Here is a 25,311-nt window from a genome sequence, read left to right on the forward strand (position 1 = left end):
TTTGACGGTGTTTTGCGATAAAAAGACAAATCCTGTCGAATTCCAGCCAAACCACCCTGCCCTGCCCATGAGACCCCGTCGTCCCCGCCAGGCCGTGCCCGTCGGCGACACCGACCCCTACGCGCCCTCGCCCGCACAACCGGTGCGCTGCCGCGCCCGTGCCATGGGCCACGACACGCAGTTCGAACCGCACCACCACCCCTGGGGGCAGCTGGCCTACTGCGCCAGCGGGCTGCTGCAGGTCACGGTGTCGGCGCCCCCCGGGGAAACCGGCGAGACCCTCGCCTGCGAAACCACCGCCATCGTGCCGCCGTCCCGTGCGGTGTGGATTCCACCGGGCGCGCGGCACGCGGTCACCATGCTCGAAGCCTCGCAGTTGCACACGCTGTACATCGATGCCTCGGCGGTGCCCGACGGCTGGAACCGCTCGCGCGTGCTGGTGGTTTCGCCGTTGCTGCGCGAACTGGTGCTCGGCATGGACCAGCCGCAGCACGCCCGACACACCGCCCGCCAGCAGGCCCTGGCCACGCTGGTGCTGGCCGAGATGGCGCATGCGCCCACGCAACCGCTGGGCGTGCCGATGCCCGACCCACTGCACGGCGACCGCCGCCTGCGCGCGCTGTGCGAAGCGGTGCTGAACGCACCGGCGCAGCACGCCACGCTGTCGGCCTGGGCGGCCCACAGCGGGGCGAGCGAACGCACGCTGGCGCGTCGGTTTCGCGAGGAGCTGGGCATGGGGTTCCAGCGCTGGCGCCAGCAGGTGGTGTTGGCCCATGCACTGCCCATGCTGGCGCGGGGCATGCCGGTGGGTCAGGTGGCCGCGGCCAGTGGCTATGCCAGCGACAGCGCGTTCACCGCCATGTTCAAGGCGGCCATGGGCCAGTCTCCCATGCGTTCGATGCGCGGAGAATCCTGAAACGTGCGGGTGGTCCCAGCCTCTCAGGCCGAGACCGGTTCTTCCGAGCGGGTCTGCTGCTCGGCCAGGGTCTTGATGGCTTTGTGCACCACGCCCCGGGAGTCGATGGGCCGCAGCAGGCGGCCGGCGATCAGGCGTTCGCAACTGCGCTTGGTCATGGAGTGCGGGCACCCGCCACGGCTCACGAACATGAACAGCGTTCCCCGGCTGCTGGCCCAGATCAACTGGGCACGCAGCCACTCACGCCGCGAGAACAGATCGACCCAATCGCCCTCGCGCAGGCCGGCCAGCACCGCCGCGGCGTTGATCTCGTGATCGTCCTCTTGGTCCGGCTCGGCGCCGCTGGCGTCGGGCGCGTTGGCCTTGCTGGGCTCAAGCTCGTGCAGTTCGGCGAAATCCGTGGGCACGGTGTCCGCGAAGCCCGCCGCTTCGATCTCGTGCCGGCCCAGCCAGGGCTGGGCGTTCTGTCGGGGCTTGCGTTGCTCGGGTGTGGCCGGCAAGGTTTCGTCCAGCTCCATCGACATCGAGCCCGTCGAGATTTCCAGCGGCGCCGGCGCGGAAGCACTGGCGTCACCGCGGATGCGCGCGCGCCGCAGGCTCAACACGGGCTCGTGCAGGCGCATCAGGGCGTCGAAGAAGGGCTTGGTTTCTTCGCGGGTCTTGCCCAGCATGTCCAGGCCCGAATGCAGCGTGTTCAACAGACTGGGAATGATCTGGAACAGCTGGGCCGGGCGCTTGAGCGTCACTTCCTTGCGCACGCTCCACAGCAGGTTGGAGACAGCCTTTCGGTAGCCCCCCGGGTCGGTCTTGCCCTCCCGGTCGGCCAGTTGGGCGGAGGCGATCACCAGCGCCCAGGGGCCATAGAGAAAGTCGAGAATCACGCCAGGTGCGTGGTCCACGTCGGGCCGCTGGCTCAGCTCCCAGGCCACCTGATCGGCCAGGGCCTGGCGCTCTTCGGCGTGGCGGATGTGCTGCAGGCCATCGTCCTGCTGCTTGATCGCCTCCTGGTCCTGCTCGTCCCAGCGCTGCTGAAGACCGGCCAGGACACCTGCGAAAACCTCCGGATCTTCGGTCTTCGAGGCATTGAGCCCGTTGAACGCCTGCTGCACCGGCAGGAAGAAGCTCTCGAACTCGCTGGCAAATTCGTCGTTGTATTTGAAGCTGCGCTGCGCCACGCTCTCGACCAGGCGGCGCGCCGGGTGGACGTCTTCCCGGAAAAAACGCGGGTTGGCCATGGCCATGCGCAGCAGCGCCGGCTCCAGCGCCACCACCGCTTCGCGCACCGGCGCCAGCAGCTGCGGGTCCTGTGCCACCTGGTTGACCAGCGTGCGCACCACATCGAGCCCGACCGCCTGCGCCACGCGCCGGGCCTTCTGCTTGAGCTCCATGAGCACGCGCGAGCGCTGGTGGGCGGTGGCGTAGTCACCCCAGTCGCGCTGGCTGAGCTGGGTCGAGATGTCGACTTCGCGCGCGGGCCGGTCCACCACGGGCAGGTCGCGGTACTGGGTGCGGTTCTCCTGCACCCTGGATTCGTCGACGTGATCATCGACAGCGGCCTGCTCCATGGCCGCGATCTCGCGGTTCACCTGCCGGTAATAAGACGGCTCCAGCGGTTGTTCGTAGCGGCTGTCTTCCCGCTGGAAGAAGTCCTGGTACAGCTGCGTTTCGAAACGGGGCCGGATGCGCCCGAGCTGCGGCATGGACGGCAGGCCATGGCCCGAACCGTCTTCGGGCAGTGCATCGAAACCGGTGTCGGGCACGCCACGGCCATCGGCCCCCCGCAGAGCGCCCGGCGCCGTGGTTCCCCCGGCCCGGCCTGACGGGCTCTGCGCGGTCAACCGGACGCGGTAGCCCGCCTCGCGCACCTGGGCGCGCTGCAGCAGCTGGACCAGGCGCCCATAGAGGGTCTTGAGCTCGCCGCCCAACGGCCGGCCACAGTGCCGCAGCCACAGGGTGCGGATGTCAACGTCGGTCTCGTTTGCGCTGAACACGTCGCGCAGCACACGCACGAAGACTTCGGGGCGCAGCGGGTTCATCTCGGCGCGGATCTGGTCCAGCCCGAGCAGCGAGCTCATCAGGGCATCCAGCACCGACAGCTCCTGCTCCACCAGGGGCTGCACGGACTGTACCAGGCGGGTGGATTCCATCGACTCGGTGACCGCCTCGTCTTCAACGAGCGAGAGATAGGTCGACTCCGACAGCGGCATGGGCCGCGAGAGCGAGGCATCGAAGTCCTCGCCCTGAAGCGCCTTGCGCAAGGCTTCGGGGTAGGTTCTCACCCAGAGGGGTTTGAGTTGCTGCAGGTGCCACCAGGCGGTGGCCAGGCGGTCGCGCTGCGCGACCTCGCGCCCCTGTTTCTCGGCCTCCTGCAGCCCAATCACAGCAGCATCCACGCAGCGTCCCACCAGTTTGGGCGCTTCTGCGAGCACTTCAGCAAAACACTGCTGCAACAATGGGGAGTGCACCTTCATGTCTCTCTGTGCGAGGGCCTGTGGGGCCTGGATAAATCAAACCGGTGGATCAAACCGCAGTTATACCTGCCGGACGGCCCACCGACGTGACCGTGCCAAAAAAATCACGCCGCGACCCCCTTCTGCCGCTCAGGCAGTCATAAGAAAGACCTCATGGTGTTGGGCGGGATGTACAGCAGGACCCGCGCGCACCCGTCGGGCCAAGCTGTCAACACCCTGTCATACCTGACAGTCAACATGGTGGCCCAGAGGTCAGAATCCGGCCATGGAATCAGGGGGTAAACGGAACATGCAAACGATCATGCGTTGCGCCAAGACGGTGAAGGCCTGGGAGGCCTTGGCACGTCCCGATCTGGTGGGCAAACCGGTCCACTCGCTGTTGTTGATGGTCAATGGGCGGCGCAGCGACCGCGAACTCTCGCTGCTGCTGGGCGACGACGTGACCGGACTGATGCACACCCTGCTCAGGCAGGGCTATCTTCAACAAACGGCGCTGCCGGTGAACGGCGATCCCGACGAAGGCGCGAGCACCAACGCCTGACCCCACCGGTGATTGCGCGCGTGCGCAACCACCAACTGCGCTCGCCCGAGCCTCAAAGCCAGCGCTTGAGCAAGCCCATCACCCGATCGAAACGCGGCCCGTACGGCGGATAGAACAGCTGGCCCATGGCCCAGCGCGACTGCACCAGCACCGGCTTTTGCTGGGTGAAGCGCAGGAAGCCGCTCTCGCCGTGGTAAGCCCCCCAGCCGCTCTCGCCCACGCCGCCAAAGGGCAGGCCCTCGTGGGCCAGGTGCATGAGCGTGTCGTTCACCGTGACGCCGCCGCTGACCGTGCCGTGCAGCAGGCGATCGCGCGACGCGGTGTCGGAGCCGAACCAGTACAGCGCCAGCGGGCGGGGTCGCTGGTTGATGAAGGCCATGGCCTGGTCCAGCGTGTCGTAGGGCAGCACGGGCAGCACCGGGCCGAAGATCTCCTCGTCCATCAGCCGCAACCCGGGCGCCGCGTCGAAGACCAGCGTCGGGTTCATCTGGCGCGTGTACGGGGTCTGGCCGGGAGCCGCGCCCTGGGGGGCCACATCCACCACGCGGGCACCCTGGCCGCGCGCTTCGTCGAGCAACGCGCCCAGACGGGCGTGGTGGCGGTCGCTGAGGATGGCCGCGTAGTCGGGGTTGCCCACGATGCGGGGGAAAAGACGTGCCACGGCCGCCGTGTAGGCCTGTTCGAACGCGGCTTCATAGCCGCGCGGGAGCAGCACGTAGTCGGGCGCGACGCAGGTCTGCCCGGCGTTGAGCAGCTTGCCGTGGGCAATCTTGAGCGCCGCGTCGGACAGATCGCACGATGCGTCGACCACGCAAGGAGACTTGCCACCCAGCTCCAGCGTGGTCGGCGTGAGGTTGGCGGCGGCTGCGGCGGCCACCTTGCGGCCCACGCCGGTGGAGCCGGTGAAGAACAGGTGGTCAAACGGCAGGCTGGCGAAATCGTGCGCCACATCGGCGCCGCCGAGCACCACGCAGAACTCGTCGGCCGAGAAGGTCTGCTGCACCAGCGTGGCCATCAGCGCCGAGGTGTGCGGCGTGAGTTCGCTGGGCTTGAGCATCACGCGGTTGCCCGCGGCCAGCGCGGTGGCGGCCGGGCCGAAAGTGAGCTGCAACGGGTAGTTCCATGGGCCGATGACACCCACCACGCCCAGCGGCTGGCGCTGGATGTGGGCGCGCGCGGGCAGCAGGTACGGGGGCGTGGCCACGCGTTGCGGCTTCATCCACCTGGGCAGTTGCTTGCGCAGCTGGCCGATGGTGGCGCGCAGCACGAACAGGTCGGCCACTTCGGTGAGCTGGGCCGAGCGCACGCTGAAGTCGGCCTGCACCGCCTCGCACAGCGCCGGTGCATGGGTTTCGATCAGGTCGTGCAGCCGCCCGAGGCGCTCGCGCCGCAGCGCCAGCGGCACGTCGATCTGCGCGCGGCTGGCGCTGCGCTGCGCTTCGAACAGGGCCTGCAAGGGAAGGGTGGGCGGAATCTGGGTCATGGATTCGATGATAGGCCCGGTCACCGCCGCTGTGTAGAGCACGCGCCCGATCCGGACTTTGGCGAAGGCGTGGTGGCCGTGGTGGTGCCCCAGGCCGGTGTCAGTCTGGACCCGGCCCAGCTGATCGCGGCCATGCGTGGCGGCGCAGCGCGCATGAAAAAGGCCCGGCGCCAAGACGGCACCGGGCCTGAACCCCTCTGCGGGAAGGCTTACGCCGCTTCCACGGCCTCGCCAAACTCGAACACACCCGGGTTGCGCACCGGGTCCACGCCGACCGGAATCACCGACTTCGGCGGGTAGCGGCCTTCCAGCAGGTACTTCGAGAGCGGGTTCTCGATGCGCTGCTGGATCGCGCGCTTGAGCGGGCGCGCGCCAAACACCGGGTCGAAACCCACCTTGGCCAGTTCGGCCAGCGCGGCGGGCGAGACCTGCAGGTACAGGTCCATCTTGGCCAGGCGCGCTTCGAGCACCTTGAGTTGGATCGCGGCGATCGACTCGATGTGCTGCGCGTCCAGCGCGTGGAACACCACGGTCTCGTCGATGCGGTTCAGGAACTCGGGCCGGAAGTGGTTCTTCAGCTCGCTCCACACGGCGTCCTTCACGTCCTCGTAGGGCTCGCCCACCATGGCCTGGATCATGTGCGAGCCGATGTTGCTCGTCATCACGATCACGGTGTTCTTGAAGTCCACGGTGCGGCCCTGGCCGTCGGTCAGGCGGCCGTCGTCGAGCACCTGGAGCAGCACGTTGAACACGTCCGGGTGGGCCTTCTCCACCTCGTCGAGCAGCAGCACGCTGTAGGGCTTGCGGCGCACGGCTTCGGTGAGGTAGCCGCCCTCTTCGTAGCCCACGTAGCCGGGCGGCGCACCAATGAGACGCGCCACGGAGTGTTTCTCCATGAACTCGCTCATGTCGATGCGCACCAGGTGGTCTTCGCTGTCGAACAGGAAGCCGGCCAGCGCCTTGCACAGCTCGGTCTTGCCCACGCCGGTGGGGCCGAGGAACAGGAAGGAGCCGGTCGGGCGGTTCGGGTCGGACAGGCCCGAGCGCGAACGGCGGATGGCGTTGGCCACGGCGCCGATGGCCTCGTCCTGGCCCACCACGCGCTCGTGCAGCTTGCCTTCCATCAGCAGCAGCTTGTCGCGCTCACCCTGCATCAGTTTGCTCACCGGGATGCCGGTGGCGCGCGCCACCACCTCGGCGATCTCTTCGGCACCGACCTGGGTGCGCAAGAGCTGCGGGCGGCCCTTGCCGTCCTTGTTCGCGGCCTTGCCCGACTCCACCGCCTGCGCGTCCTTCAGGCGCTTCTCCAGTTCGGGCAGCTTGCCGTACTGCAGCTCGGCGACCTTGTTGAAGTCGCCCTTGTCGGTGTAGCTCTTGATCTGCGAGCGGATGCGGTCCATCTCTTCCATCACATCCTTGGAGCCCAGCGCGGCCGCCTTCTCGGCCTTCCAGATCTCGTCGAGGTCGGAGATTTCCTTCTCCAGCCGGCCGATCTCCTCTTCGATCAGGCCATACCGCTTCTGCGACGCCTCGTCCTTCTCGCGCTTCACGGCCTCGCGCTCGATCTGCAGCTGGATCAGGCGGCGGTCGAGCCGGTCCATCACCTCGGGCTTGGAATCGAGCTCGATCTTGATCTTGGACGCGGCCTCGTCGATCAGGTCGATGGCCTTGTCGGGCAGGAAACGGTCGGTGATGTAGCGGTGGCTCAACTCGGCCGCGGCCACAATGGCCGGGTCGGTGATCTGCACGCCGTGGTGCACCTCGTACTTCTCCTGCAGGCCGCGCAGGATCGCGATGGTCGCCTCCACGCTGGGCTCGTCCACCAGGATCTTCTGGAAGCGGCGCTCCAGCGCGGCGTCCTTTTCAATGTATTTGCGGTATTCGTCCAGCGTGGTCGCGCCCACGCAGTGCAGCTCACCGCGCGCCAGGGCGGGCTTGAGCATGTTGCCGGCGTCCATCGCGCCCTCGGCCTTGCCAGCGCCCACCATGGTGTGCAGCTCGTCGATGAAGACGATGGTCTGGCCTTCGTCCTTCGCCAATTCGTTCAACACGGTCTTCAGGCGTTCCTCGAACTCGCCGCGGAACTTGGCGCCGGCCAGCAGCGCGGCCATGTCCAGGCTGAGCACGCGCTTGCCCTTGAGCGAATCGGGCACTTCGCCGGCCACGATGCGCTGCGCCAGGCCTTCGACGATGGCGGTCTTGCCCACACCGGGCTCGCCGATCAGCACGGGGTTGTTCTTGGTCCGGCGCTGCAGCACCTGGATGGCGCGGCGGATCTCGTCGTCGCGGCCGATCACCGGGTCGAGCTTGCCCAGGCGGGCGCGCTCGGTCAGGTCGAGCGTGTATTTCTTGAGCGCCTCGCGCTGGCCTTCGGCCTCAGGGCTGTCCATCTTCTGGCCGCCGCGCACCGCCGTGATGGCCGCCTCCAGGCTCTTGCGGCTCAGGCCGTTTTCGTTCGCGATGCGGCCGAGATCGCCTTTGCTGTCGGCCACGGCGAGCAGGAACAGCTCGCTGGCGATGAACTGGTCACCGCGCTTGATGGCTTCCTTTTCGGTGGCCTGCAGCAGCTTGCCCAGCTCCTGGCCGACCTGCACCTGGTCCTGCCCCTGCACCTCGGGCAGCCGCTTCATGGCCGCTTCGGCCGCTTTGGCCAGGCCCTGCACGTTGACGCCCGCACGCTGCAGCAGCGAGGCGGGGCCATCGGCCTGGCGCAGCAGGGCCAGCAGCAGGTGGGGCGGTTCGATGTAGGCGTGGTCGGCGCCCAGCGCCAGCGTCTGGGCTTCCCCCAGGGCTTCCTGGAACTTGGTGGTGAGTTTGTCGAGTCGCATGAATGGGCACTCCCGAATGAATGGTATTGCCCGACATGTGGAGCTGGTCCCCGGCATTTCAAGGCGGATACCTCCACGCAGTATCCGCCCGCAGCGCGGGTTTGATCCAGATCAGGTCGCGGCGAACCGCCGGTACTGCAGCGGCGTGACGCCCAGCCGCTGCCGGAACAGCTGGTTCAGGTGGCTGGCGCTGCCCAGCCCGCAGTCCATCGCCACCTGCGCCAGCGGCAGCCGCCCGGCCGCCAGCAGGGCCTGGGCGCGGGCCATGCGGCGCTGGATGATCCAGCCCAGCACGCTGCAGCCCATGGAGACGCGAAACATGCGCGCGAAGTGGAACTCGGACAAATGGGCCAGCGCGGCCAGGCGACCCAGCGTGAGCGCGTCCTGGGCGCCGTCCAGGTGCGCGTCGATGTGCTCCAGCACCCGGCGGCGCACCGCCGTGGACAGCCCCCCCAGCGGCCGCTGGGCCGCGGCGCGGGCGCGTGGCCGGGCGGCGCGCAGCACCAGGTGGTCCAGCGCCTGCTGGCTCCAGGCGTTGGCGCGCAGACGGGCCGATGCGTCGTTCCAGTCCAGCCCGGCCACCGCCTGCGCCCAGCCCGCCAGGGCCGGGTCCGAGCCGAAGATGCAGGGCTCCAGGGTGTGGGCGCGTGGCTCGGCGTCGAGCAGGCGCACCACGCGGTCGGCCCAGGCCTGCTCCGACAGGTACAGGTGCAGAAAACGGAACGGTTGCTCCACCTGCCAGTGCGACTCGTGTTCGGCCGGCAGCACGCAGTGCAGGCCGGGCGCGCCGGGCTCCCCCGCGCGGCCCACCAGCCGTGTGCCCTGCCCGCCTTCGAGGTAGACCGACAGCGTGTGGTGCCCGGGCCGCTGGTAGCTCGGGCGGTCCAGCGCGTTGTGCCACTGGGCCAGCAGCAGGGCATCGCCCAGCAGGACGGATCGTTCCAGCCGCGCGCGCGATCGGCTCAACACCTCGAACACCCCAGGGGGTCGGGTGGTGGGCGGGCGCGCGGAAGCGGCGGGGATGGCGGTGGTCACCTGCGCATCGTAGCGAGGCGGCGGCCTGCCGGCGCCGGGCGGGGCCACAAAACCGCAGGAATCTGCAACCGGCCACGCTGCGCAGGCCCGATGCTCGGGGCATCTGTTGGAGAAACCACCGTGAATGCTGTTCTGTATGCCAGTGTGGTGCTGATCTGGGGCACCACCTGGATCGCCCTGAAGTGGCAACTGGGCTCCGTGCCCATCGCCTTGTCGATCGCCTACCGCTTCGGGCTGGCGGCCCTGCTGCTGTTTGGCTGGCTGGCCTGGCGGCGGCAGCTGGTGCGCCCGCGCGGGCAGGCCGCGTGGTGGGTGCTGGGTCAGGGCCTGTGCCTGTTCTGCCTGAACTTCGTGTGTTTCCTGCAGGCCAGCCAGACCCTGGCCAGCGGCCTGGTGGCGGTGGTGTTTTCCAGCGCCACCCTGTGGAACGCCCTGCTCGCGCGCCTGATCCATGGCCGCCGGCTCGCGCCCCAGGTACTGGCCGGCGGTGCGCTCGGGCTGGCCGGGCTGGTGCTGCTGTTCTGGCCCGAAATCCGCCATGCCGGTGCGGGCAGCCTCACCGGGTTGGCCTGGGCCTTGGCGGGCACGCTGTGTTTTTCCTGCGGCAACCTGCTGTCGGCAGCGCTGCAGGGCCAGGGCCTCAAACCCGTACAGACCAACGCCTGGGGCATGCTGGTGGGCACGCTGGTGCTGCTGGGTTACGCGCTGCTGGCCGGCCTGCCGTTGAGCTTTGAGCCGACCTGGCGCTACACCGGCGCCCTGCTCTACCTGGCCATTCCCGGCTCGGTCATTGGCTTCACCGCCTACCTCACGCTGGTGGGGCGCCTCGGGCCCGAGCGCGCGGCCTACAGCACGGTGCTGTTCCCGGTGGTGGCGCTCAATGTGTCGGCCTGGCTGGAAGGCTACCAGTGGACCGCGCCGGCCCTGGCCGGACTGGTGCTGGTGATGCTGGGCAATGTGCTGGTGTTTCGCCCGCCGCGCCGCGTTCAGCCCGCGGCGGCGGTCGCGGTGGCCGGCAGCCGCCAGTAGGCGTAGGACCAGGCGGTGGTCATGCCAGCGCGGCGGTAGAGCGCCAGCGCCGGCGCGTTGGCGCCGTCGACCTGCAGGAACACCCGGGCAATGCCCCGGCGCTGCGCCTCCAGCGCCATGGCGCGGATCAGCCGACCCGCAAGCCCGCGCCCGCGCTGGCTGGCCGCCGTGCGCAGGCCGTGCATGCTCAGCCAGCCCTCGGCGTAACAGGCGGCGCCGCAAGCCACGGTCTGTCCCCCCACACGCAGACTGCCGAACAGCGTGCCCTCGGCCCGCGACAGTGCGCGCGAGCGGCTCGCGCCGTCCACCGGGTCCAGCCCTTCGCCCAGAAACATCGCCATCCAGGCCGCATCGGGCCGCGGGTCCAGCGACACACCCTCGGTGTCGGGGGCCAGCCCCAGAAGGCCTGCCAACGCGCCGGTCTGTGTCAGCGTCGGCTGCTTGCGCTGAAAACCCCGCGCCGCCAACGCCGGCCACCAGGCCTCGAAGGTGGGCACATCCGGCAGGCGAAACACCGGCCGCAAGCCAGCGTTCCGATAACGTTGTGCGATGCGGTCGATCAGCGCCGGATCGTGTGCACCGTGGTGCAGCGGCACCGCACTGTGGGCCCGGCCGACCGTGCCGCTGTCCATGGGCAGCAGCCAGCCGTCGATGGCGTCCACCCGCTCGGGCGCCACCGCCACCAGCGTGGCCCGCTCGATCGCTTCAATGTCCTGCGTGCTCAGGCAGAGGGTGTCGTTCATGCGCGGCTCAGGCGTTGCGGCTCTCAATGCCCCACTTGGCCAGGGCCGCGTCGTCGCTTTCGCGGGCATCGACCCAGCGCGCGCCCTCGGGCGTCTGTTCCTTTTTCCAGAACGGCGCCTGGGTCTTGAGGTAGTCCATCAGGAATTCGCAGGCCTGGAAGCTCTCGCCGCGGTGTGCCGAGCTCACGGCCACGAGCACGATCTGGTCCAGCGGCTGCAACAGGCCCACACGGTGAATCACCCGCGCGGCGTAGATGTTGAAGCGCTTGAACGCCTCGTCGATCATGGCCTCGATGGCCTTTTCCGTCATGCCCGGGTAGTGCTCCAGCTCCATGGTGCTGATGCTCTGGCCATCGTTGCGGTCGCGGACCGTGCCGATGAAGCTGCAGACCGCGCCCACGCGCTTGTCCTGCTCGCGCAGCGCAGCCACTTCGGTGGAGAGGTCGAAGTCGCCGGTCTGGATGCTGACGCGGGGATTCACGCTCAGCCTCCCGTCACGGGCGGAAAGAAGCCGACTTCGGCGCCGTCGCTCAGCACCGCGGCCTCGTCGCTCATGGTCTGGTTGAGCGCCACGCGCACGGCGCGGCCATGCGCCAGGACCTCGGCGTAGGCACCGCCGCGGGCGATCAGCTCGTCGCGCAGGGTCGCGAGCGTGGTGGCGGCCGTTTCCAGCGACTCGCTGCCGGTGCCAATGGCTTCGCGGATGGACGCGAAATAACGCAGTTGAACTTTCATGCAAGCAGGTCCGCAAATGAGATGTAGGACACCAGGTCGCCACGCGCGATGGTGCGCCCGGCCGGATGGTCCACCAGGCCATCGCCCCAGACGGCCGAAGTCAGCACACCCGAACTCTGGTTGGCGAACAGATCCAGCCCTCCGGCGCCATTGCGGCGCACCCGCAGGAATTCGCGGCGCTTGTCGGCGCGGGGCAGATCGAAATGCGCCGGCAGCAGGATCGGCTGGGGGGTGGGCACGCGCGCGCCCTGCAGCCGCAGCAGGAAGGGGCGCACCAGCAGCAGGAAGGTGACGAAGCTGGACACCGGGTTGCCCGGCAGACCGATGAAGTGGCAGGCCTGGGCAGCGTCGATGCCCGCGCCGGCGTCGCGCCGCACGGTGCCATAGGCGAAGGGCTTGCCCGGCTTCATGGCGATCTGCCACAGGTCCAGGCTGCCGAGCTGCTGCACGGCGGGCTTGATGTGGTCTTCCTCGCCCACCGACACGCCGCCGCTGGTGAGGATCAGGTCGTGGTGGTCGGCCGCGGTCTTGAGCGCGGCCAGCGTGGCCTCGCGCCGGTCGGGCACGATGCCCAGGTCGCTCACCTCGCAGCCCAGGCGCTGCAGCAGGGTGCGCAGGAAGAAACGGTTGGAGTTGTAGATGGCGCCGGGCGGCATGTCCCGCGGGGCCAACTCGCCCGGCATCACCAGCTCGTCGCCGGTGGAAAACAGGGCCACGCGCGGGCGCGCCAGCACCTGCAGCTGCGCGCGGCCAATGCTGGCGGCCAGACCCAGGCTCGCGGGCGTCAGCCTCTCGCCACGGGCCAGCACCACCGCACCACGCGCCACGTCTTCCCCGGCCCGGCGCACCCACTGGCCCGGGGTGGGCACGGCGTCGATGTGCACGCCATGCAGGTCGCCCCCCACCTCGCGCGTTTCTTCCTGCATCACCACCGCGTCCGCCCCCTCGGGCAGGGGCGCGCCGGTGAAGATGCGGGCGCAGGTGCCGGGCCGCAGGGCTTCCCCCGCGTGTCCGGCCGCGATGCGTTGCGACACCGGCAGCACCACGCCGGGTTCGCTCACGTCGGTCGCGCGCAGGGCGTAGCCGTCCATGGACGAGTTGTCCTGCGGCGGCACATGCAGCTCGGACACCAGGTCTTCGGCCAGCACCCGGCGGTCGGCCTCGAAGGTGGCCACGGTTTCGTGGCGGGACAAGGGTTCGACCCGGCGCAACAGATCGGCCAGCGCGTCGTCCAGCGACATCAACGGCGTTCGGGCGGATTTGGGGGCGGCAGCGGTCATGGCGGGCGGTGTGGAGGTGGTCGGCGGTACGGCGTCAGAGAGACGCCTGCGGGTTGTATTCGAACCGCGCCCCATTGTCGACCAGCCAGCCCGCCACCCCGTCGGCGTCGTTCAAATCCAGCACGGGCCTCAGGGTGGACTCGGGCAGCTGCGCCGGGCTGTCGGTGGCGATCGCCACGATGAACGGGTCGTCGGTGTACTGCACGGGTCGGGCGCTGGCGTCTCGCCAGACCTCGATCTTGAGCAGATCGCTGTTCTTGAAGCCCTCCACCAGCACCCAGTCCACACCCGGGTAGACCTCGGCCAGCAGGTGATGCACCGAGAGCTCGGCGGACTGCTCGAACTCCCGCATCAACACCAGCCGTTTCGACGAAGCCGCCACCACCTCGAAAGCGCCGGCTTCGCGGTGGCGCCAGGTGTCTTTGCCGGGATGGTCGATGTCGAACTTGTGGTGGGCATGCTTGACCACCGACACACGCAGTCCGCGCGACTTGAGCGCCGGGATCAGCTGCTCCACCAGGGTGGTTTTTCCGGAGCCCGAGTAGCCCGCGAAACCGACCACTTTCATGTCACGGGCGCGGACAGTGCTGCGCGACGTACGCCTGCACGGCCGCGGTGTCGGCCGGCATCACCTGCACCCGCTTGGGCAGGGCTTCGATGCCGTCGAACTTCGCCGGGCGGTCCGGCTCACGGCCCAACGCTTCGACGATGGTTTCGGCGAACTTGATCGGCAGGGCCGTTTCCAGCACGATCATCGGAACGGCCGGGTTCGGGTGCTCGCGTGCGACCTTCACGCCGTCGGCGGTGTGCGTGTCGATCATCACGCCAAAACGCGCCCAGGTGTCCTGGATGGTCGCCAGGCGATCGGCGTGGGTGCTCTTGCCGCTGACGAAGCCGTAGTGTTTGGCCGTTTCGGCGAACACCGGGTCCCCGCCCAGATCGAACCGGCCTTCGCGAGCCAGCGCGTCGCCAAACAGCGCCTTGACCCGCGCGCCGTCGCGGCCCAGCAGATCGAACACGAAGCGCTCGAAGTTGCTGGCCTTGGAAATGTCCATCGACGGGCTGGAGGTCTCGTGCGTGTCGACGCTCGAACGCACGCGGTAGACGCCGGTGCGGAAGAACTCGTCAAGCACGTCGTTTTCGTTCGTCGCCACCACCAGCGTCTGGATCGGCAGGCCCATCTGGCGCGCCACATGGCCGGCGCAGACGTTGCCGAAGTTGCCGCTGGGCACGGTGAAGTCCACCTTCTGGTCGTTGCCCGTGGTCGCCTGGAAGTAGCCCGCGAAGTAGTAAACAACCTGCGCCAGCAGACGCGCCCAGTTGATCGAGTTGACGGTGCCGATCTTGTACTGGCGCTTGAACGCCAGGTCGTTCGACACGTTCTTGACGATGTCCTGGCAGTCGTCGAACACGCCTTCGATCGCGATGTTGTGGATGTTCTCGTCCATCAGACTGAACATCTGGGCCTGCTGGAACGGGCTCATGCGGCCGTGCGGGCTGAGCATGAAGACGCGCACCCCGTGTTTGCCGCGCATGGCGTATTCGGCCGCGCTGCCGGTGTCGCCGCTGGTGGCGCCCAGAATGTTGAGTTCTTCGCCGCGGCGCGCCAGTTGGTACTCGAACAGATTGCCCAGCAGCTGCATGGCCATGTCCTTGAAGGCCAGCGTCGGACCATTGGACAGGGCTTCCAGATAGAAGCCCTTTTCGAGCGGCTTCAACGGCACGATGGCTGCTGTGCCGTACACCGCCTCGGTGTAGGTCTTGTCGCACAGCGCCTTCAGGTCGGCGGCAGGAATGTCGTCGATGTAGAGCGACAGCACCTCGAACGCCAACGCGGCGTAACCACCGGGCACACCGCCGTTGAACACGTCGCGCCAACGCGCCAGCATGGCTGCGTCCACCTGCGGATAACGCTCGGGCAAATACAGACCACCATCGGGCGCCAGACCTTCGAGCAGGATGTCGCAAAAGTGTTTGCGGTCCGGGTGGCCGCGGGTGGAGAGGTACAGCATCTCAGTTCAGCTCTTCTTTTCGTATCCGCGTGATGGGCGCGAGCACGCTCGGCAGCGCCTGCATCTGCGCCAGCACCTCGTTCATCGTGCCTTCGCGCGTGTCGTGCGTGAGGATGATGAGATCGGTGGACGTGGCACCTTCGCCACCCACTTCGTCGGCCTCGCGCTGCAGCACCGCGTCGATGCTGATACCAGCGTTGGCCAGCAGGCCGGTCACCTTGGCGAGCACGCCGGCCTCGTCGGCCACGCGCAGGCGCAGGTAATAGCTGGTCACCACCTCGCTCATGGGCAGCACGCTCAGGTCGCTCATGGCATCGGGCTGGAACGCCAGGTGCGGCACGCGGTGCAGCGGGTCGGCGGTGTGCAGGCGGGTGATGTCCACCAGATCGGCGATCACGGCGCTGGCGGTGGGCTCACTGCCCGCGCCCTTGCCGTAGTACAGCGTGGTGCCCACGGCATCGCCTTGCACCACCACCGCGTTCATCGCGCCTTCCACGTTGGCGATCAGGCGCTTGGACGGCACCAGGCTCGGGTGCACACGCAGCTCGATGCCCTTGTCGGTGCGCTTGGTGATGCCCAGCAGCTTGATGCGGTAGCCGAGTTGTTCGGCGTATTTGATGTCGGTGGCGCCCAGCTTCGTGATGCCTTCCACATAGGCCTTGTCGAACTGCACCGGAATGCCAAAGGCGATCGCGCTCATGAGCGTGACCTTGTGCGCCGCGTCCACGCCTTCGATGTCGAAGGTCGGGTCGGCTTCGGCGTAGCCCAGGCGCTGCGCCTCCTTGAGCACGACGTCGAAGTCCAGCCCCTTGTCGCGCATCTCGGACAGGATGAAGTTGGTGGTGCCGTTGATGATGCCGGCGAGCCACTGGATGCTGTTGGCCGTCAGGCCTTCGCGCAGCGCCTTGATGATGGGAATGCCACCGGCCACGGCCGCTTCGAACGCCACCATCACGCCCTTGGCCGATGCCGCCGCGAAGATCTCGGTGCCGTGTACGGCCAGCAGTGCCTTGTTGGCGGTGACCACATGCTTGCCCGCCGCAATGGCCTCCATCACCAGGGCCTTGGCGATGCCGTAGCCACCGATCAGCTCGATCACGATGTCGATCTCGGGGTTGGCGATCACGGCACGCGCGTCGTTCACCACCTTCACGTCCGGGCCGACGATGCTCTGGGCGCGGGCCACATCGAGGTCGGCCACCATGTTGATTTCAATGCCGCGACCCGCACGACGGCGGATTTCTTCCTGGTTGCGCTGCAGCACGTTGAACGTGCCGCTGCCCACGGTGCCTATGCCCAACAGGCCTACTTGGATCGGTTTCATCGTTGTTCTCTCTGCTTCGGAAAATGTCGACGCCGCGCCCACCCGGACCCGGCCGCTCGAGTTTAGGGAGCCGCCACGTCCGCGGTGTTGCTGATCGCAGGGGCGATTGATGCGCGCTGAATCGCATGGCGCTTGCGCCAGCCCTCCAGGAACTTCGCGACCCGGCCAATGGCCTCGCGCAGATCGTCCTCGTGCGGTAGGAACACGATGCGAAAGTGCTGGTTGTCCGGGTAGTTGAAGCCCGAGCCCTGCACCAGCATCACGCGGGTTTCCTGGAGCAGTTCCAGAAACAGCTGCTGATCGTCCTCGACCGGGTACACCGCCGGATCGAGTCGCGGAAACATGTACAGCGCGGCCGAAGGCTTGACACAGCTCACACCGGGGATGGCGGTGATCAGCTCGTAGGCCAGATCGCGCTGGCGGCGCAGCCGGCCGCCCTCGCACACAAGGTCCTTGATGCTCTGGTACCCGCCCAGCGCGGTCTGGATCGCCCACTGACCCGGCACGTTGGCACACAGGCGCATGTTCGAGAGCATGTTCAGGCCCTCGATGTAGTCCCGAGCCGGCTTCTTGTCGCCCGACACCACCATCCAGCCGGCGCGGTAGCCGCAGGAACGGTAACTCTTGGACAGGGAGTTGAACGTCAGGGTCAGCACATCCTCGGACAGGCTGGAGATCGCCGTGTGCTTCGCCCCTTCGTACAGCACCTTGTCGTAGACCTCGTCGGCAAAGATCACCAAACCGTGCTCACGGGCGAGTCCAACGATGGCTTTGAGCAGGTCGTCCGAGTACAACGCGCCGGTCGGGTTGTTCGGGTTGATCACCACGATGCCCTTGGTGGCCGGCGTGATCTTGCGGCGGATGTCGTCCAGATCGGGCATCCAGCCGTTGGACTCGTCGCACATGTAATGCACCGGCGTGCCACCCGACAGGCTCACCGCAGCCGTCCACAGCGGGTAGTCGGGCGCGGGCATGAGCAGCTCGTCGCCCTCGTCCAGCAGGGCATTGACCGACATCACGATCAGTTCGCTCGCGCCATTGCCGAGATAAATGTCATCGAGCGTGACACCCTTGACATTCTGTTTCTGCGTCTCGTGCATCACCGCCTTGCGCGCCGCAAAAATCCCCTTGCTGTCCGAGTACCCGGCCGAGTTCGGCAGGTTGCGAATCATGTCCTGCTGGATTTCTTCGGGAGCATCGAACCCGAACGGTGCCATGTTGCCGATGTTCAACCGGATGATCTTGTGCCCCTCTTCCTCCATCCGGATGGCCGCGTCCATGATGGGGCCCCGGATGTCGTAACAGACGTTGGCAAGCTTGGCGGATTTCTGGATGGTTTTCAAAGTCCCTCCGTTCGGGAGCGGTCGGATAAGTGGGGAAACGCCAAGGGCATGGCGAAACGCTATATTCAGCAGGCCCAGCAGGGGAAAACCTGCAATTTGACCACAGTTCCGCACCCTCACGGTGCGTCATCACCCCCCGAACCCCGAGCCATATCCCGATGAAATTGCACGCCGACAAACCGGACCTGCACACCATCACGTCCTATGGCGACGGCTGGATCGCCATCAACGGCCAGCGCCACGCGCACAGCCTGGTCCTGTCGTCGAGCGGGCTGTTGGTGCCCTGGCCCTGCACGCGCTTCGAAGACCTGAGCGCCGCGCATTTTGAACAGTTGCTCACAGATACCGCGCTCCCGCCCGGATGGTTGCCCGAACTGGTGCTGTTCGGGAGCGGTGCGCGGCTGCGATTTGTGCGCCCCGCTCTGTTGCAGAGCCTGATCGACCGACGCATCGGCGTGGAAACCATGGACACCCTGGCCGCCTGCCGGACCCACAACATCCTGGCCGGCGAAGGACGCCGAGTGCTCACCGCCCTGCTGATGGAGAGTTGAAGCGGCGGCAGATGTTTGCGGCCCGACCGGCGGGGTGGCCGGCTACGGAGGCGCCAATGGCCGCACGAGCGCCGGTACCAGACAGGCAGTTACTCCCGTCTCTCAGCGCCAGGGGCCCATTCAGGGTAAAATACCCGATTGTTTCCTGCCATGCCCCCTTGCAAGCCAGAGCAGCTGCAGGGCGTGCATCACGCAACCGGGAAGCCAACGAATCACCACCAACTTACGTCAGGGGCCCACGCAGTATGGCAGTCGTTGTCAATAAACCCATTCCCGAATTTGAAGCGCTGGCCACCGGCGGCGTCAAGGTCAGCAACCAGACGCACCTTGGCCAGACCATCGTGCTGTACTTCTACCCGAAGGACAACACGCCAGGCTGCACGACCGAAGCCATGCAGTTCCGCGACAAATACAAGGATTTCGTCAAGGCAGGCGCCCAGGTATTTGGCGTCTCGCGTGACAACATGAAGTCACACGACGACTTCAAGACCAAGCTGGAACTGCCGTTCGAGTTGATCGCCGACACCGAAGAAAAGATGTGCCACATGTTTGGGGTGGTCAAGAACAAGATCATGTACGGCAAAAAGGTCAAAGGCATCGAGCGCAGCACCTTTCTGATTGGCCCTGACGGCGTGCTCAAGCAAGAATGGCGCGGACTGAAAGTGCCGGGCCATGTGGAAGATGTGCTCAAGGCGGTCAAGACCCTGAAGAAGGCCGCCTGAACGCCGGGACGGCCTCGACACCCCACTCCCCGTGATGGGTATGGGCCTGTCACGGCAGTCATGCATAATGGGTTCATGACAACGGGAAGCCAGTCAGCCCCTCCTTCTTTCCTTGCCCCCAGCAGCCCAGAAAGCCGCCCGGTCACCGTGGCGGCTTTTTGTTTTTTCATCCTGCGCTGAACAACAACGCCCTCCATGCCACTGCCACCCGCCCCCTCCAAACGCGCAGCCCTGCTCTCTCCCGACGCCTACAACCTGAAAGCCGCAGACGATCCGTTCGACCTTGCCGATACGCTGGATCAGCCCCAGCCGGTCGCAGCCCCCGCGCCACGGGTCGAGACCACCGTCACCGCATTGACGCCCAAGACAGGCCGCCGCAGCCCCCAGAGCCGCACCCGCAAGTCGCCCCCGACCGACAGGCCTTCGGCGCCAACCAAGGCCGAAGGAACAGCGACCGTCGTCGCCCTGCCCGTGGTGCAACCCACCGAGGCACGGATCGAGAAGTCGCGCCAGGACCTGCCCGCGGTGGCGGAAAAGGCGCCCCCCCCTTCGCCGGTGGCCAGCAACCGCCGCCGCTCACCGGGCAGACCGAACGGCGCGGGGCTGTCCCGCCTGTTCGTGCTCGACACCAATGTGCTGCTGCACGACCCCATGAGCCTGTTCCGCTTCGAGGAACACGACATCTTCCTGCCGATGATCGTGCTCGAAGAACTCGACGGCCACAAAAAGGGCATGACCGAGGTGGCGCGCAATGGACGGCAGACCAGCCGCACCCTGGACGCCCTCGCTGCTCAGCAGGGCGGCGACATGACGCGCGGCCTCAAGCTCTCCGCCACCGGCCACCAGACGGCACGCGGCCTGCTGTTCTTCCAGACCGAGCCACTGGACAACCAGCTCCCGAGCAGCCTGCCCCAGGGCAAGGCGGACAACCAGATTCTGGGCGTGGTGCACGCTCTGCGCGACAAGCATCCGCTGCGCGAAGTCATTCTGGTGTCCAAGGACATCAACATGCGGGTCAAGGCCCGTGCGCTGGGTCTGGCGGCTGAGGACTACCAGAACGACAAGACCCTGGACGACGGTGAATTGCTGTATGCCGGCGCGCTCGCCCTGCCGCAGGACTTCTGGACGCGCCAGAGCAAGACCATCGAGAGCTGGCAGAGTGGCAGCCACACCTTCTACCGGGTCAGTGGCCCGGCCGTGGGGCAGTTCTACATCAACCAGTTCGTCTATTTCGAAGCCCCCGGCGAACCATCCCTGTACGCCCGGGTCACTGAGATCCGCGACAAGACCGCGGTGCTCAAGACGCTCAAGGACTTCACACACCTGAAGAATGCGGTGTGGGGCGTGACCAGCCGCAACCGCGAGCAGAACTTCGCGCTGAACCTGCTGATGGACCCGGAGATTGACTTCGTGACGCTCGCCGGCACGGCCGGCACGGGCAAGACCTTGATGGCTCTGGCCAGCGGCCTCACGCAGGTGCTCGATGACCGCCGCTACACCGAGATCATCATGACGCGTGCCACGGTGAGCGTGGGCGAGGACATCGGCTTCCTGCCCGGTACCGAAGAGGAAAAGATGGGCCCCTGGATGGGCGCGCTGGACGACAACCTCGAATTCCTGGCCAAGGGCGATGGGGGCAACGCCGGCGAATGGGGGCGTGCCGCCACCAATGAGTTGATCCGCAGCCGCATCAAGGTCAAGAGCATGAACTTCATGCGCGGCCGCACCTTCATGAACAAGTACGTCATCATCGACGAAGCGCAGAACCTGACGCCCAAGCAGATGAAGACGCTGATCACGCGCGCCGGCCCCGGCACCAAGATCATCTGCATGGGCAACCTGGCGCAGATCGACACGCCCTACCTCACCGAAGGCTCCTCGGGGCTGACCTTTGCCGTGGACCGCTTCAAGGGCTGGCCACATGGCGGGCACATCACCCTGGCGCGCGGCGAGCGCTCGCGACTGGCCGACTTCGCCAGCGAGGTGCTCTGATTTCGAACCGGGTGCGAGGGCATGAACTGGCCCGCCGCCCTGCTCGAAGCCTGGAGACACGCCAGCCCTACGGCGTCCCGCACGCTGGTGGTGCCCGACGGCTGTCGGGACCTGATCGCCATGGAGGCCCCGGGGCAGCCCGCGCGATGGCTGGTTTCGCCCCTGGCCGACAGTGGCTACACCGTTGAAAGCGTTGCCGGTGCGATCTACACCGGATACCGCCTGCGACCGGGTGTCCGCATCGATAACGATGCCTTGCTGCGGCTCGCACGCGCGGGCGATCCGGCCGATATCCAGCGGGCATGCGCGCTGCTGGAAGCCTTCGCCCACATGGACGCCGGCACGTCGGAAGCGCTCGACGCGCTGGCAGCCGCGCCGAACGTAACCACCGCGGCTCGGGCGCTGGGCCTGAGTGAACGCAGCCTGGAACGGCTGCTGCTCAGCGGCACCGGCCGCACACCCGTTTACTGGAGGCGCCTGGCCCGGCTGCGCCGCTCGGCACAGGCCCTGTCTTCGGATGCGCCACTGGCCGAACTGGCGGTCGATCACGGGTTCTCGGACCAGGCCCACATGACGCGAGAATTCCGTCGCTGGCTGGGCACCACCCCAGCCCGCGCGCAGGCCAGCGCTTCATGGCGCTTCCTCTTGGCCCAGTCGGGCTATGGCGACCCGGTCATCGGGGTGCAGAGCTCGACCAGGAATCCATCCCGGTCGGACACATAGGCCACCGTCTGCCCCCAGGGCATGGCCTGGGGAGCCTGCACCAACACAGCCCCCGCGTTCACCGCACGCTCCACCGCGGCAGCCACATCGGGGGTCGTGAAGGCGATCTCGAAACAGGGTGCGTCGGCCCGGGCGGCCTGCGGCTGTTTGCCCAGCCGGCGCATCAGTTCACGCGAGGAAAACGCGAGCGAGGTGCTGCCCGTGTCCAGCTCGCCGAAATCGCCCTCCTCGTGGACGAACTTCGCGGCCAGGCCAAAGGCTTGTTGGTAGAACTCGACGGACCGTTTGACGTCCTCGACGTACAGGATGGTGTAACCCAGTTGCATAGAGACTCCTTGAACAGAGAGCCTCGGACGCTACCGATGGAAACGCCGTGGGTCTTGAAGAAATCCGACAGCGATGGCCGCGCGATCAGAAATCGCCGCCGCCCGCCAGGCTCTCGAAACGTGTGAGCATGTTCAGGAACGCCAGTTTCACGGTGCCGGTGGGGCCGTTACGCTGCTTGCCGATGATGATTTCGGCCACGCCCGGCTCCTTGCACGCATCCTTGGTGTAGTACTCATCGCGGTAGATGAACATGATGATGTCCGCATCCTGCTCAATGGCGCCGGATTCGCGCAGGTCGCTCATCATAGGGCGCTTGTCGGTGCGCTGCTCCACGCTGCGGTTGAGCTGCGAGAGCGCGATCACCGGGCACTGCAGCTCCTTGGCGAGCATTTTCAGGCCACGCGAAATCTCACCCAGCTCGGAAGCACGGTTGTCACCGTCGCCACCGTTGCCGCTCATGAGCTGCAAATAGTCGACCACGATCAGACCCAGCTTGCCGCACTGCCGCGAAAGCCGCCGGGCATTGGCGCGCAGCACGCTGGCGGACAGACCCGGGGTTTCATCGATGTGCAGCGACACGTTGCGCAGCTTCTCGATCGCCTCGGTCAGGCGCGGCCACTCGTCATCGGTGAGCTTGCCGTTGCGCAGGTGGCTCTGGTTGATACGACCGATTGAGCCGACGATACGCACGGCCAGCTGGGACGCCCCCATTTCCATGGAGAACACCGCCACCGGCAGCCCTTCATTGAGCGCCACGTGTTCGGCGATGTTGATGGCGAAGGCGGTCTTGCCCATGGACGGTCGGGCGGCCAGCACCACGAGGTCGCCCGCCTGCAAGCCCGATGTCATGCGGTCCAGATCGATGAAGCCAGTGGGCACACCGGTGATGTCGTTCGGGTTGTCCGCCATCTCCTGCACGCGGTCGAGCAGATCGACCACCAGCGTGTCCATGCCCTGGAAGCCCTCCTTCATGCGCGAGCCCTCTTCCCCGATGTGGAAGATCTTCTGCTCGGCCTCGTCCAGGATTTTTTCGACCGGCCGGCCTTGCGTGTTGAAGGCAGCGGTCGCTATTTCATCGCTCGCCGCGATCAGTTTGCGCAGGATCGCACGTTCGCGCACGATCTCGGCGTAGCGCCGGATATTGGCCGCGCTGGGCACGTACTGCGCCAGCGAGTTCAGATAAGCCAGGCCACCCGCCTCTTCGGCCTTGCCCAGATTCTGCAAGTGCTCGTAAACGGTCACCACGTCCGCCGGCTTGCTGGCATTGACCAGGGTGGCGATGGCCGAATAGGTCAACCGGTGTTCATAGCGGTAAAAATCGGAGTCGTTGACCAGATCGGCGACCCGGTCCCAGGCCGCGTTATCCAGCAGCAACCCCCCGAGAACGCTGGATTCGGCTTCGATGGAGTGCGGGGGCACCCGCAACTGATTGATCTGGGGATCGCCCCCCAGGCCAACCTCTTCCAGGCTGGCATCGAAGGACGGGAAGGAGCTCGAAAAAACTGCAGCCATGGGCTTTCTTGGTTGATCTGCAATGGTACGCCCGACACGGGTGCGCGTCATTGGACAACCCTGTGGACAAGCGGTGCACGGCGCGTGGATTTCGCGGGAAAACCCCCGGCACACCCTCGACAGCGTGCTGCGTCGAGACCATCGTCTGAAAAAGAAAAAAGCCGCGGTCCGTCAGGACAGCGGCTCTCGGGCGAGGCGCGCAGGCGCCTGCGCGCGGAATCAGGCGGTTTCGCCCAGCACGGAAACGTTGACGTCGACCGTCACGTCGGTGTGCAGGTTCACGCTTACCGTGTAATCACCCACGTTCTTCAGCGGACCATTGGGCATACGCACTTGCGACTTGGCGACCTTGAAGCCTTGCTTGTTCAGCTCTTCGGACACGTCGTGGTTGGTGACGGAACCGAACAGGCGACCGTCCACACCGGCCTTTTGCGACAGCTTGACCGTCACGGCGGCGAGCTTCTCACCCAGAGCAACGGCTTCGGCGTGTTTGGCGGCGGCCACTTTTTCGAGCTCGGCACGGCGGGCTTCGAATTCGGCGATGGCCGATTGGGTCGCGCGGCGGGCGCGGCCCGAGGGGATCAGGAAGTTGCGGGCGTAGCCGTCCTTGACCTTGACCACATCGCCCAGGGCACCGAGGTTGACAACTTTGTCGAGCAGAATGATTTGCATGTCAGGCTCTCTTTCAGACGCGGTGCTGGTCGCTGTAAGGCAACATGGCCAGGAAGCGGGCACGCTTGATGGCGGTGTTGACCTGGCGCTGGTAGAAGGCACGCGTGCCGGTCAGGCGCGCGGGGATGATCTTGCCGTTTTCGGCGATGAAGTCACGCAGGACGTCCACGTCCTTGTAGTCGACTTCTTCGACGTTCGCCACGGTGAAGCGGCAGAAGCGCTTGCGCTTGAACAGCAGCGATTGGGTGTTGCGCTTGGGGCGCTTGTCTTTGTTGAAACGTTTGGGTGCAGCCATGATGGGCCTTCCTATGTCTTGCTGAAATCTTGGATATGGAACACAACGCCTTTGCCGTTGCGCGCATTCGTCAGAAACCCGTGAAACTCACAAACCGCATCAAGCCCCTGGCGGGACAGCGTTTCGGCCTGGGCCCCGAAGGCCACGGCCCTCAGTTGCAGCTTCACCTGTCTGGGAGTGTCCATTTCAACGACCTCGGACTCGTGTTCGAGCACGATGTTCAAGGCCGGAACGCCTGCCGGTGTGTAACGCAGGCTCTGCACCTGCACCACCACGGCGGACATTTGAAGCTGGTTCACCCGCTGACGACGTCACGCAGCGCGTTTACGCCGCGGCCTGTTCCTGCGGTTGTTGCTGGGACTTGCGGGCTTCTTCGCGCTCGACCGCCTTCATCATGGAAGATGGGCCGGTGTCGGCCTTCTTGCGCAGAACGGTCAGGTGGCGCAGCACGGCGTCGTTGAACTTGAAAGCGTGTTCCAGTTCGGCCATCACGGCCTGATCGGCCTCGATGTTGACGCACAGGTAGTGGGCCTTGGACAGCTTGTTGATCTGGTAGGCCAACTGACGGCGACCCCAGTCTTCAACACGGTGGATCTGGCCGCCACCGGCGGTGATCATGCCCTTGTAACGTTCCAGCATGGCCGGAACCTGTTCGCTTTGATCCGGATGGATCAGCAAAACGATTTCGTAGTGACGCATAGACTCTCCTTGTGGATGGACAACGCCCACACGATGCGTGGGCGCTTGAGGTGAGCTGCCCCCAGCGTCGATTCGGGG

25 protein-coding genes are annotated in these 25,311 nt (G+C 66.5%); 7 read left to right on the forward strand and 18 right to left on the reverse strand.

Translation table 11 applies throughout. The features are described from left to right. Positions 1 to 67: 67 nt before the first annotated feature. Complete coding sequence (locus tag AC07YZ_RS03630) at positions 68 to 916, forward strand: AraC family transcriptional regulator (protein ID WP_494793737.1); 849 nt, start codon at positions 68 to 70, stop codon at positions 914 to 916. Positions 917 to 939: 23 nt separating this feature from the next. On the opposite strand, the gene AC07YZ_RS03635 is transcribed toward AC07YZ_RS03630, so the two are convergent. Then, positions 940 to 3,387 (reverse strand): DUF1631 family protein, encoded by a 2,448-nt coding sequence (locus AC07YZ_RS03635; RefSeq protein ID WP_494793738.1) that lies wholly within the window; start codon positions 3,385 to 3,387, stop codon positions 940 to 942. Between the two features lie 289 nt (positions 3,388 to 3,676). Between AC07YZ_RS03635 and AC07YZ_RS03640 the strand changes: the two genes are divergently transcribed. Then, positions 3,677 to 3,928: a hypothetical protein gene (locus AC07YZ_RS03640; protein ID WP_226492689.1), complete on the forward strand. Its 252-nt coding sequence runs from the start codon at positions 3,677 to 3,679 to the stop codon at positions 3,926 to 3,928. 52 nt (positions 3,929 to 3,980) lie between these two features. On the opposite strand, the gene AC07YZ_RS03645 is transcribed toward AC07YZ_RS03640, so the two are convergent. The 3 genes from AC07YZ_RS03645 to AC07YZ_RS03655 form a co-directional block, all read right to left on the reverse strand. Further along, the gene (locus AC07YZ_RS03645; protein ID WP_494794030.1) at positions 3,981 to 5,411 is read right to left on the reverse strand and encodes a coniferyl aldehyde dehydrogenase; all 1,431 of its coding nucleotides are present in this window, start codon (positions 5,409 to 5,411) and stop codon (positions 3,981 to 3,983) included. Between the two features lie 209 nt (positions 5,412 to 5,620). Beyond that, entirely contained in the window at positions 5,621 to 8,239 is a 2,619-nt protein-coding gene (gene clpB / locus AC07YZ_RS03650) for an ATP-dependent chaperone ClpB (protein WP_226492688.1), read from the reverse strand. A 111-nt stretch (positions 8,240 to 8,350) separates the two neighbouring features. Further along, on the reverse strand, positions 8,351 to 9,274 hold the full coding sequence (locus AC07YZ_RS03655) for a helix-turn-helix transcriptional regulator (RefSeq protein ID WP_494793739.1): 924 nt from the start codon (positions 9,272 to 9,274) through the stop codon (positions 8,351 to 8,353). A 120-nt stretch (positions 9,275 to 9,394) separates the two neighbouring features. On the opposite strand from AC07YZ_RS03655, the gene AC07YZ_RS03660 reads away from it, so the two are divergent. After that, on the forward strand, positions 9,395 to 10,303 hold the full coding sequence (locus tag AC07YZ_RS03660; RefSeq protein ID WP_226492686.1) for a DMT family transporter: 909 nt from the start codon (positions 9,395 to 9,397) through the stop codon (positions 10,301 to 10,303). Here AC07YZ_RS03660 and AC07YZ_RS03665 read toward each other — a convergent pair. The 8 genes from AC07YZ_RS03665 to AC07YZ_RS03700 form a co-directional block, all read right to left on the reverse strand. Next, positions 10,261 to 11,046: a GNAT family N-acetyltransferase gene (locus tag AC07YZ_RS03665; RefSeq protein ID WP_226492685.1), complete on the reverse strand. Its 786-nt coding sequence runs from the start codon at positions 11,044 to 11,046 to the stop codon at positions 10,261 to 10,263. The two genes, AC07YZ_RS03660 and AC07YZ_RS03665, sit on opposite strands and share 43 nt — an antisense overlap. 7 nt (positions 11,047 to 11,053) lie before the next feature. Continuing rightward, the gene (locus AC07YZ_RS03670; RefSeq protein WP_494794031.1) at positions 11,054 to 11,533 is read right to left on the reverse strand and encodes a molybdenum cofactor biosynthesis protein MoaE; all 480 of its coding nucleotides are present in this window, start codon (positions 11,531 to 11,533) and stop codon (positions 11,054 to 11,056) included. After that, entirely contained in the window at positions 11,530 to 11,781 is a 252-nt protein-coding gene (gene moaD / locus AC07YZ_RS03675) for a molybdopterin converting factor subunit 1 (RefSeq protein ID WP_494793740.1), read from the reverse strand. Before moaD ends, AC07YZ_RS03670 begins: the two co-directional genes overlap by 4 nt. Next, positions 11,778 to 13,061, reverse strand: coding sequence for a molybdopterin molybdotransferase MoeA (locus AC07YZ_RS03680; RefSeq protein WP_494793741.1), 1,284 nt, complete (start codon positions 13,059 to 13,061; stop codon positions 11,778 to 11,780). The genes moaD and AC07YZ_RS03680 overlap by 4 nt, the downstream gene beginning before the upstream one ends. Positions 13,062 to 13,095: 34 nt before the next feature. Then, entirely contained in the window at positions 13,096 to 13,629 is a 534-nt protein-coding gene (mobB, locus tag AC07YZ_RS03685) for a molybdopterin-guanine dinucleotide biosynthesis protein B (RefSeq protein ID WP_494793742.1), read from the reverse strand. A gap of 1 nt (position 13,630) precedes the next feature. After that, the gene (thrC, locus tag AC07YZ_RS03690) at positions 13,631 to 15,073 is read right to left on the reverse strand and encodes a threonine synthase (RefSeq protein ID WP_494793743.1); all 1,443 of its coding nucleotides are present in this window, start codon (positions 15,071 to 15,073) and stop codon (positions 13,631 to 13,633) included. A gap of 1 nt (position 15,074) precedes the next feature. Further along, positions 15,075 to 16,397, reverse strand: coding sequence for a homoserine dehydrogenase (locus AC07YZ_RS03695; RefSeq protein ID WP_494793744.1), 1,323 nt, complete (start codon positions 16,395 to 16,397; stop codon positions 15,075 to 15,077). 62 nt (positions 16,398 to 16,459) lie between these two features. Further along, on the reverse strand, positions 16,460 to 17,740 hold the full coding sequence (locus AC07YZ_RS03700) for a pyridoxal phosphate-dependent aminotransferase (protein ID WP_494793745.1): 1,281 nt from the start codon (positions 17,738 to 17,740) through the stop codon (positions 16,460 to 16,462). A 158-nt stretch (positions 17,741 to 17,898) separates the two neighbouring features. On the opposite strand from AC07YZ_RS03700, the gene AC07YZ_RS03705 reads away from it, so the two are divergent. From AC07YZ_RS03705 to AC07YZ_RS03720, 4 genes are all read left to right on the forward strand, one after another. Next, positions 17,899 to 18,291: an Mth938-like domain-containing protein gene (locus tag AC07YZ_RS03705; RefSeq protein ID WP_494793746.1), complete on the forward strand. Its 393-nt coding sequence runs from the start codon at positions 17,899 to 17,901 to the stop codon at positions 18,289 to 18,291. Between the two features lie 245 nt (positions 18,292 to 18,536). Further along, positions 18,537 to 19,013 carry a peroxiredoxin gene (locus AC07YZ_RS03710; protein WP_226492677.1) on the forward strand — a complete coding sequence of 159 codons (477 nt, stop codon included), beginning with the start codon at positions 18,537 to 18,539 and terminating at the stop codon, positions 19,011 to 19,013. A 195-nt stretch (positions 19,014 to 19,208) separates the two neighbouring features. Beyond that, the gene (locus tag AC07YZ_RS03715) at positions 19,209 to 21,005 is read left to right on the forward strand and encodes a PhoH family protein (RefSeq protein WP_494793747.1); all 1,797 of its coding nucleotides are present in this window, start codon (positions 19,209 to 19,211) and stop codon (positions 21,003 to 21,005) included. A gap of 21 nt (positions 21,006 to 21,026) precedes the next feature. Continuing rightward, entirely contained in the window at positions 21,027 to 21,728 is a 702-nt protein-coding gene (locus tag AC07YZ_RS03720) for a helix-turn-helix domain-containing protein (protein ID WP_226492675.1), read from the forward strand. Here the strand turns inward: AC07YZ_RS03720 and AC07YZ_RS03725 are convergent. From AC07YZ_RS03725 to rpsF, 6 genes are all read right to left on the reverse strand, one after another. Next, positions 21,665 to 22,054: a VOC family protein gene (locus AC07YZ_RS03725; protein ID WP_226492674.1), complete on the reverse strand. Its 390-nt coding sequence runs from the start codon at positions 22,052 to 22,054 to the stop codon at positions 21,665 to 21,667. The two genes, AC07YZ_RS03720 and AC07YZ_RS03725, sit on opposite strands and share 64 nt — an antisense overlap. A gap of 85 nt (positions 22,055 to 22,139) precedes the next feature. Further along, a complete protein-coding gene (dnaB, locus tag AC07YZ_RS03730; protein ID WP_226492673.1) occupies positions 22,140 to 23,567 on the reverse strand; it encodes a replicative DNA helicase in 1,428 nt (475 codons plus the stop codon). A 219-nt stretch (positions 23,568 to 23,786) separates the two neighbouring features. Further along, positions 23,787 to 24,239 carry a 50S ribosomal protein L9 gene (rplI, locus tag AC07YZ_RS03735; protein ID WP_226492672.1) on the reverse strand — a complete coding sequence of 151 codons (453 nt, stop codon included), beginning with the start codon at positions 24,237 to 24,239 and terminating at the stop codon, positions 23,787 to 23,789. Between the two features lie 13 nt (positions 24,240 to 24,252). Next, positions 24,253 to 24,534, reverse strand: coding sequence for a 30S ribosomal protein S18 (gene rpsR, locus AC07YZ_RS03740; RefSeq protein WP_068166407.1), 282 nt, complete (start codon positions 24,532 to 24,534; stop codon positions 24,253 to 24,255). An 11-nt stretch (positions 24,535 to 24,545) separates the two neighbouring features. Beyond that, a complete protein-coding gene (gene priB / locus AC07YZ_RS03745; RefSeq protein WP_226492671.1) occupies positions 24,546 to 24,818 on the reverse strand; it encodes a primosomal replication protein N in 273 nt (90 codons plus the stop codon). Positions 24,819 to 24,858: 40 nt separating this feature from the next. After that, positions 24,859 to 25,233: a 30S ribosomal protein S6 gene (rpsF, locus tag AC07YZ_RS03750; protein ID WP_068166413.1), complete on the reverse strand. Its 375-nt coding sequence runs from the start codon at positions 25,231 to 25,233 to the stop codon at positions 24,859 to 24,861. Positions 25,234 to 25,311 lie beyond the last annotated feature (78 nt).

The sequence above is a fragment of the Hydrogenophaga sp. GW101-3F08 genome, from assembly GCF_059424585.1.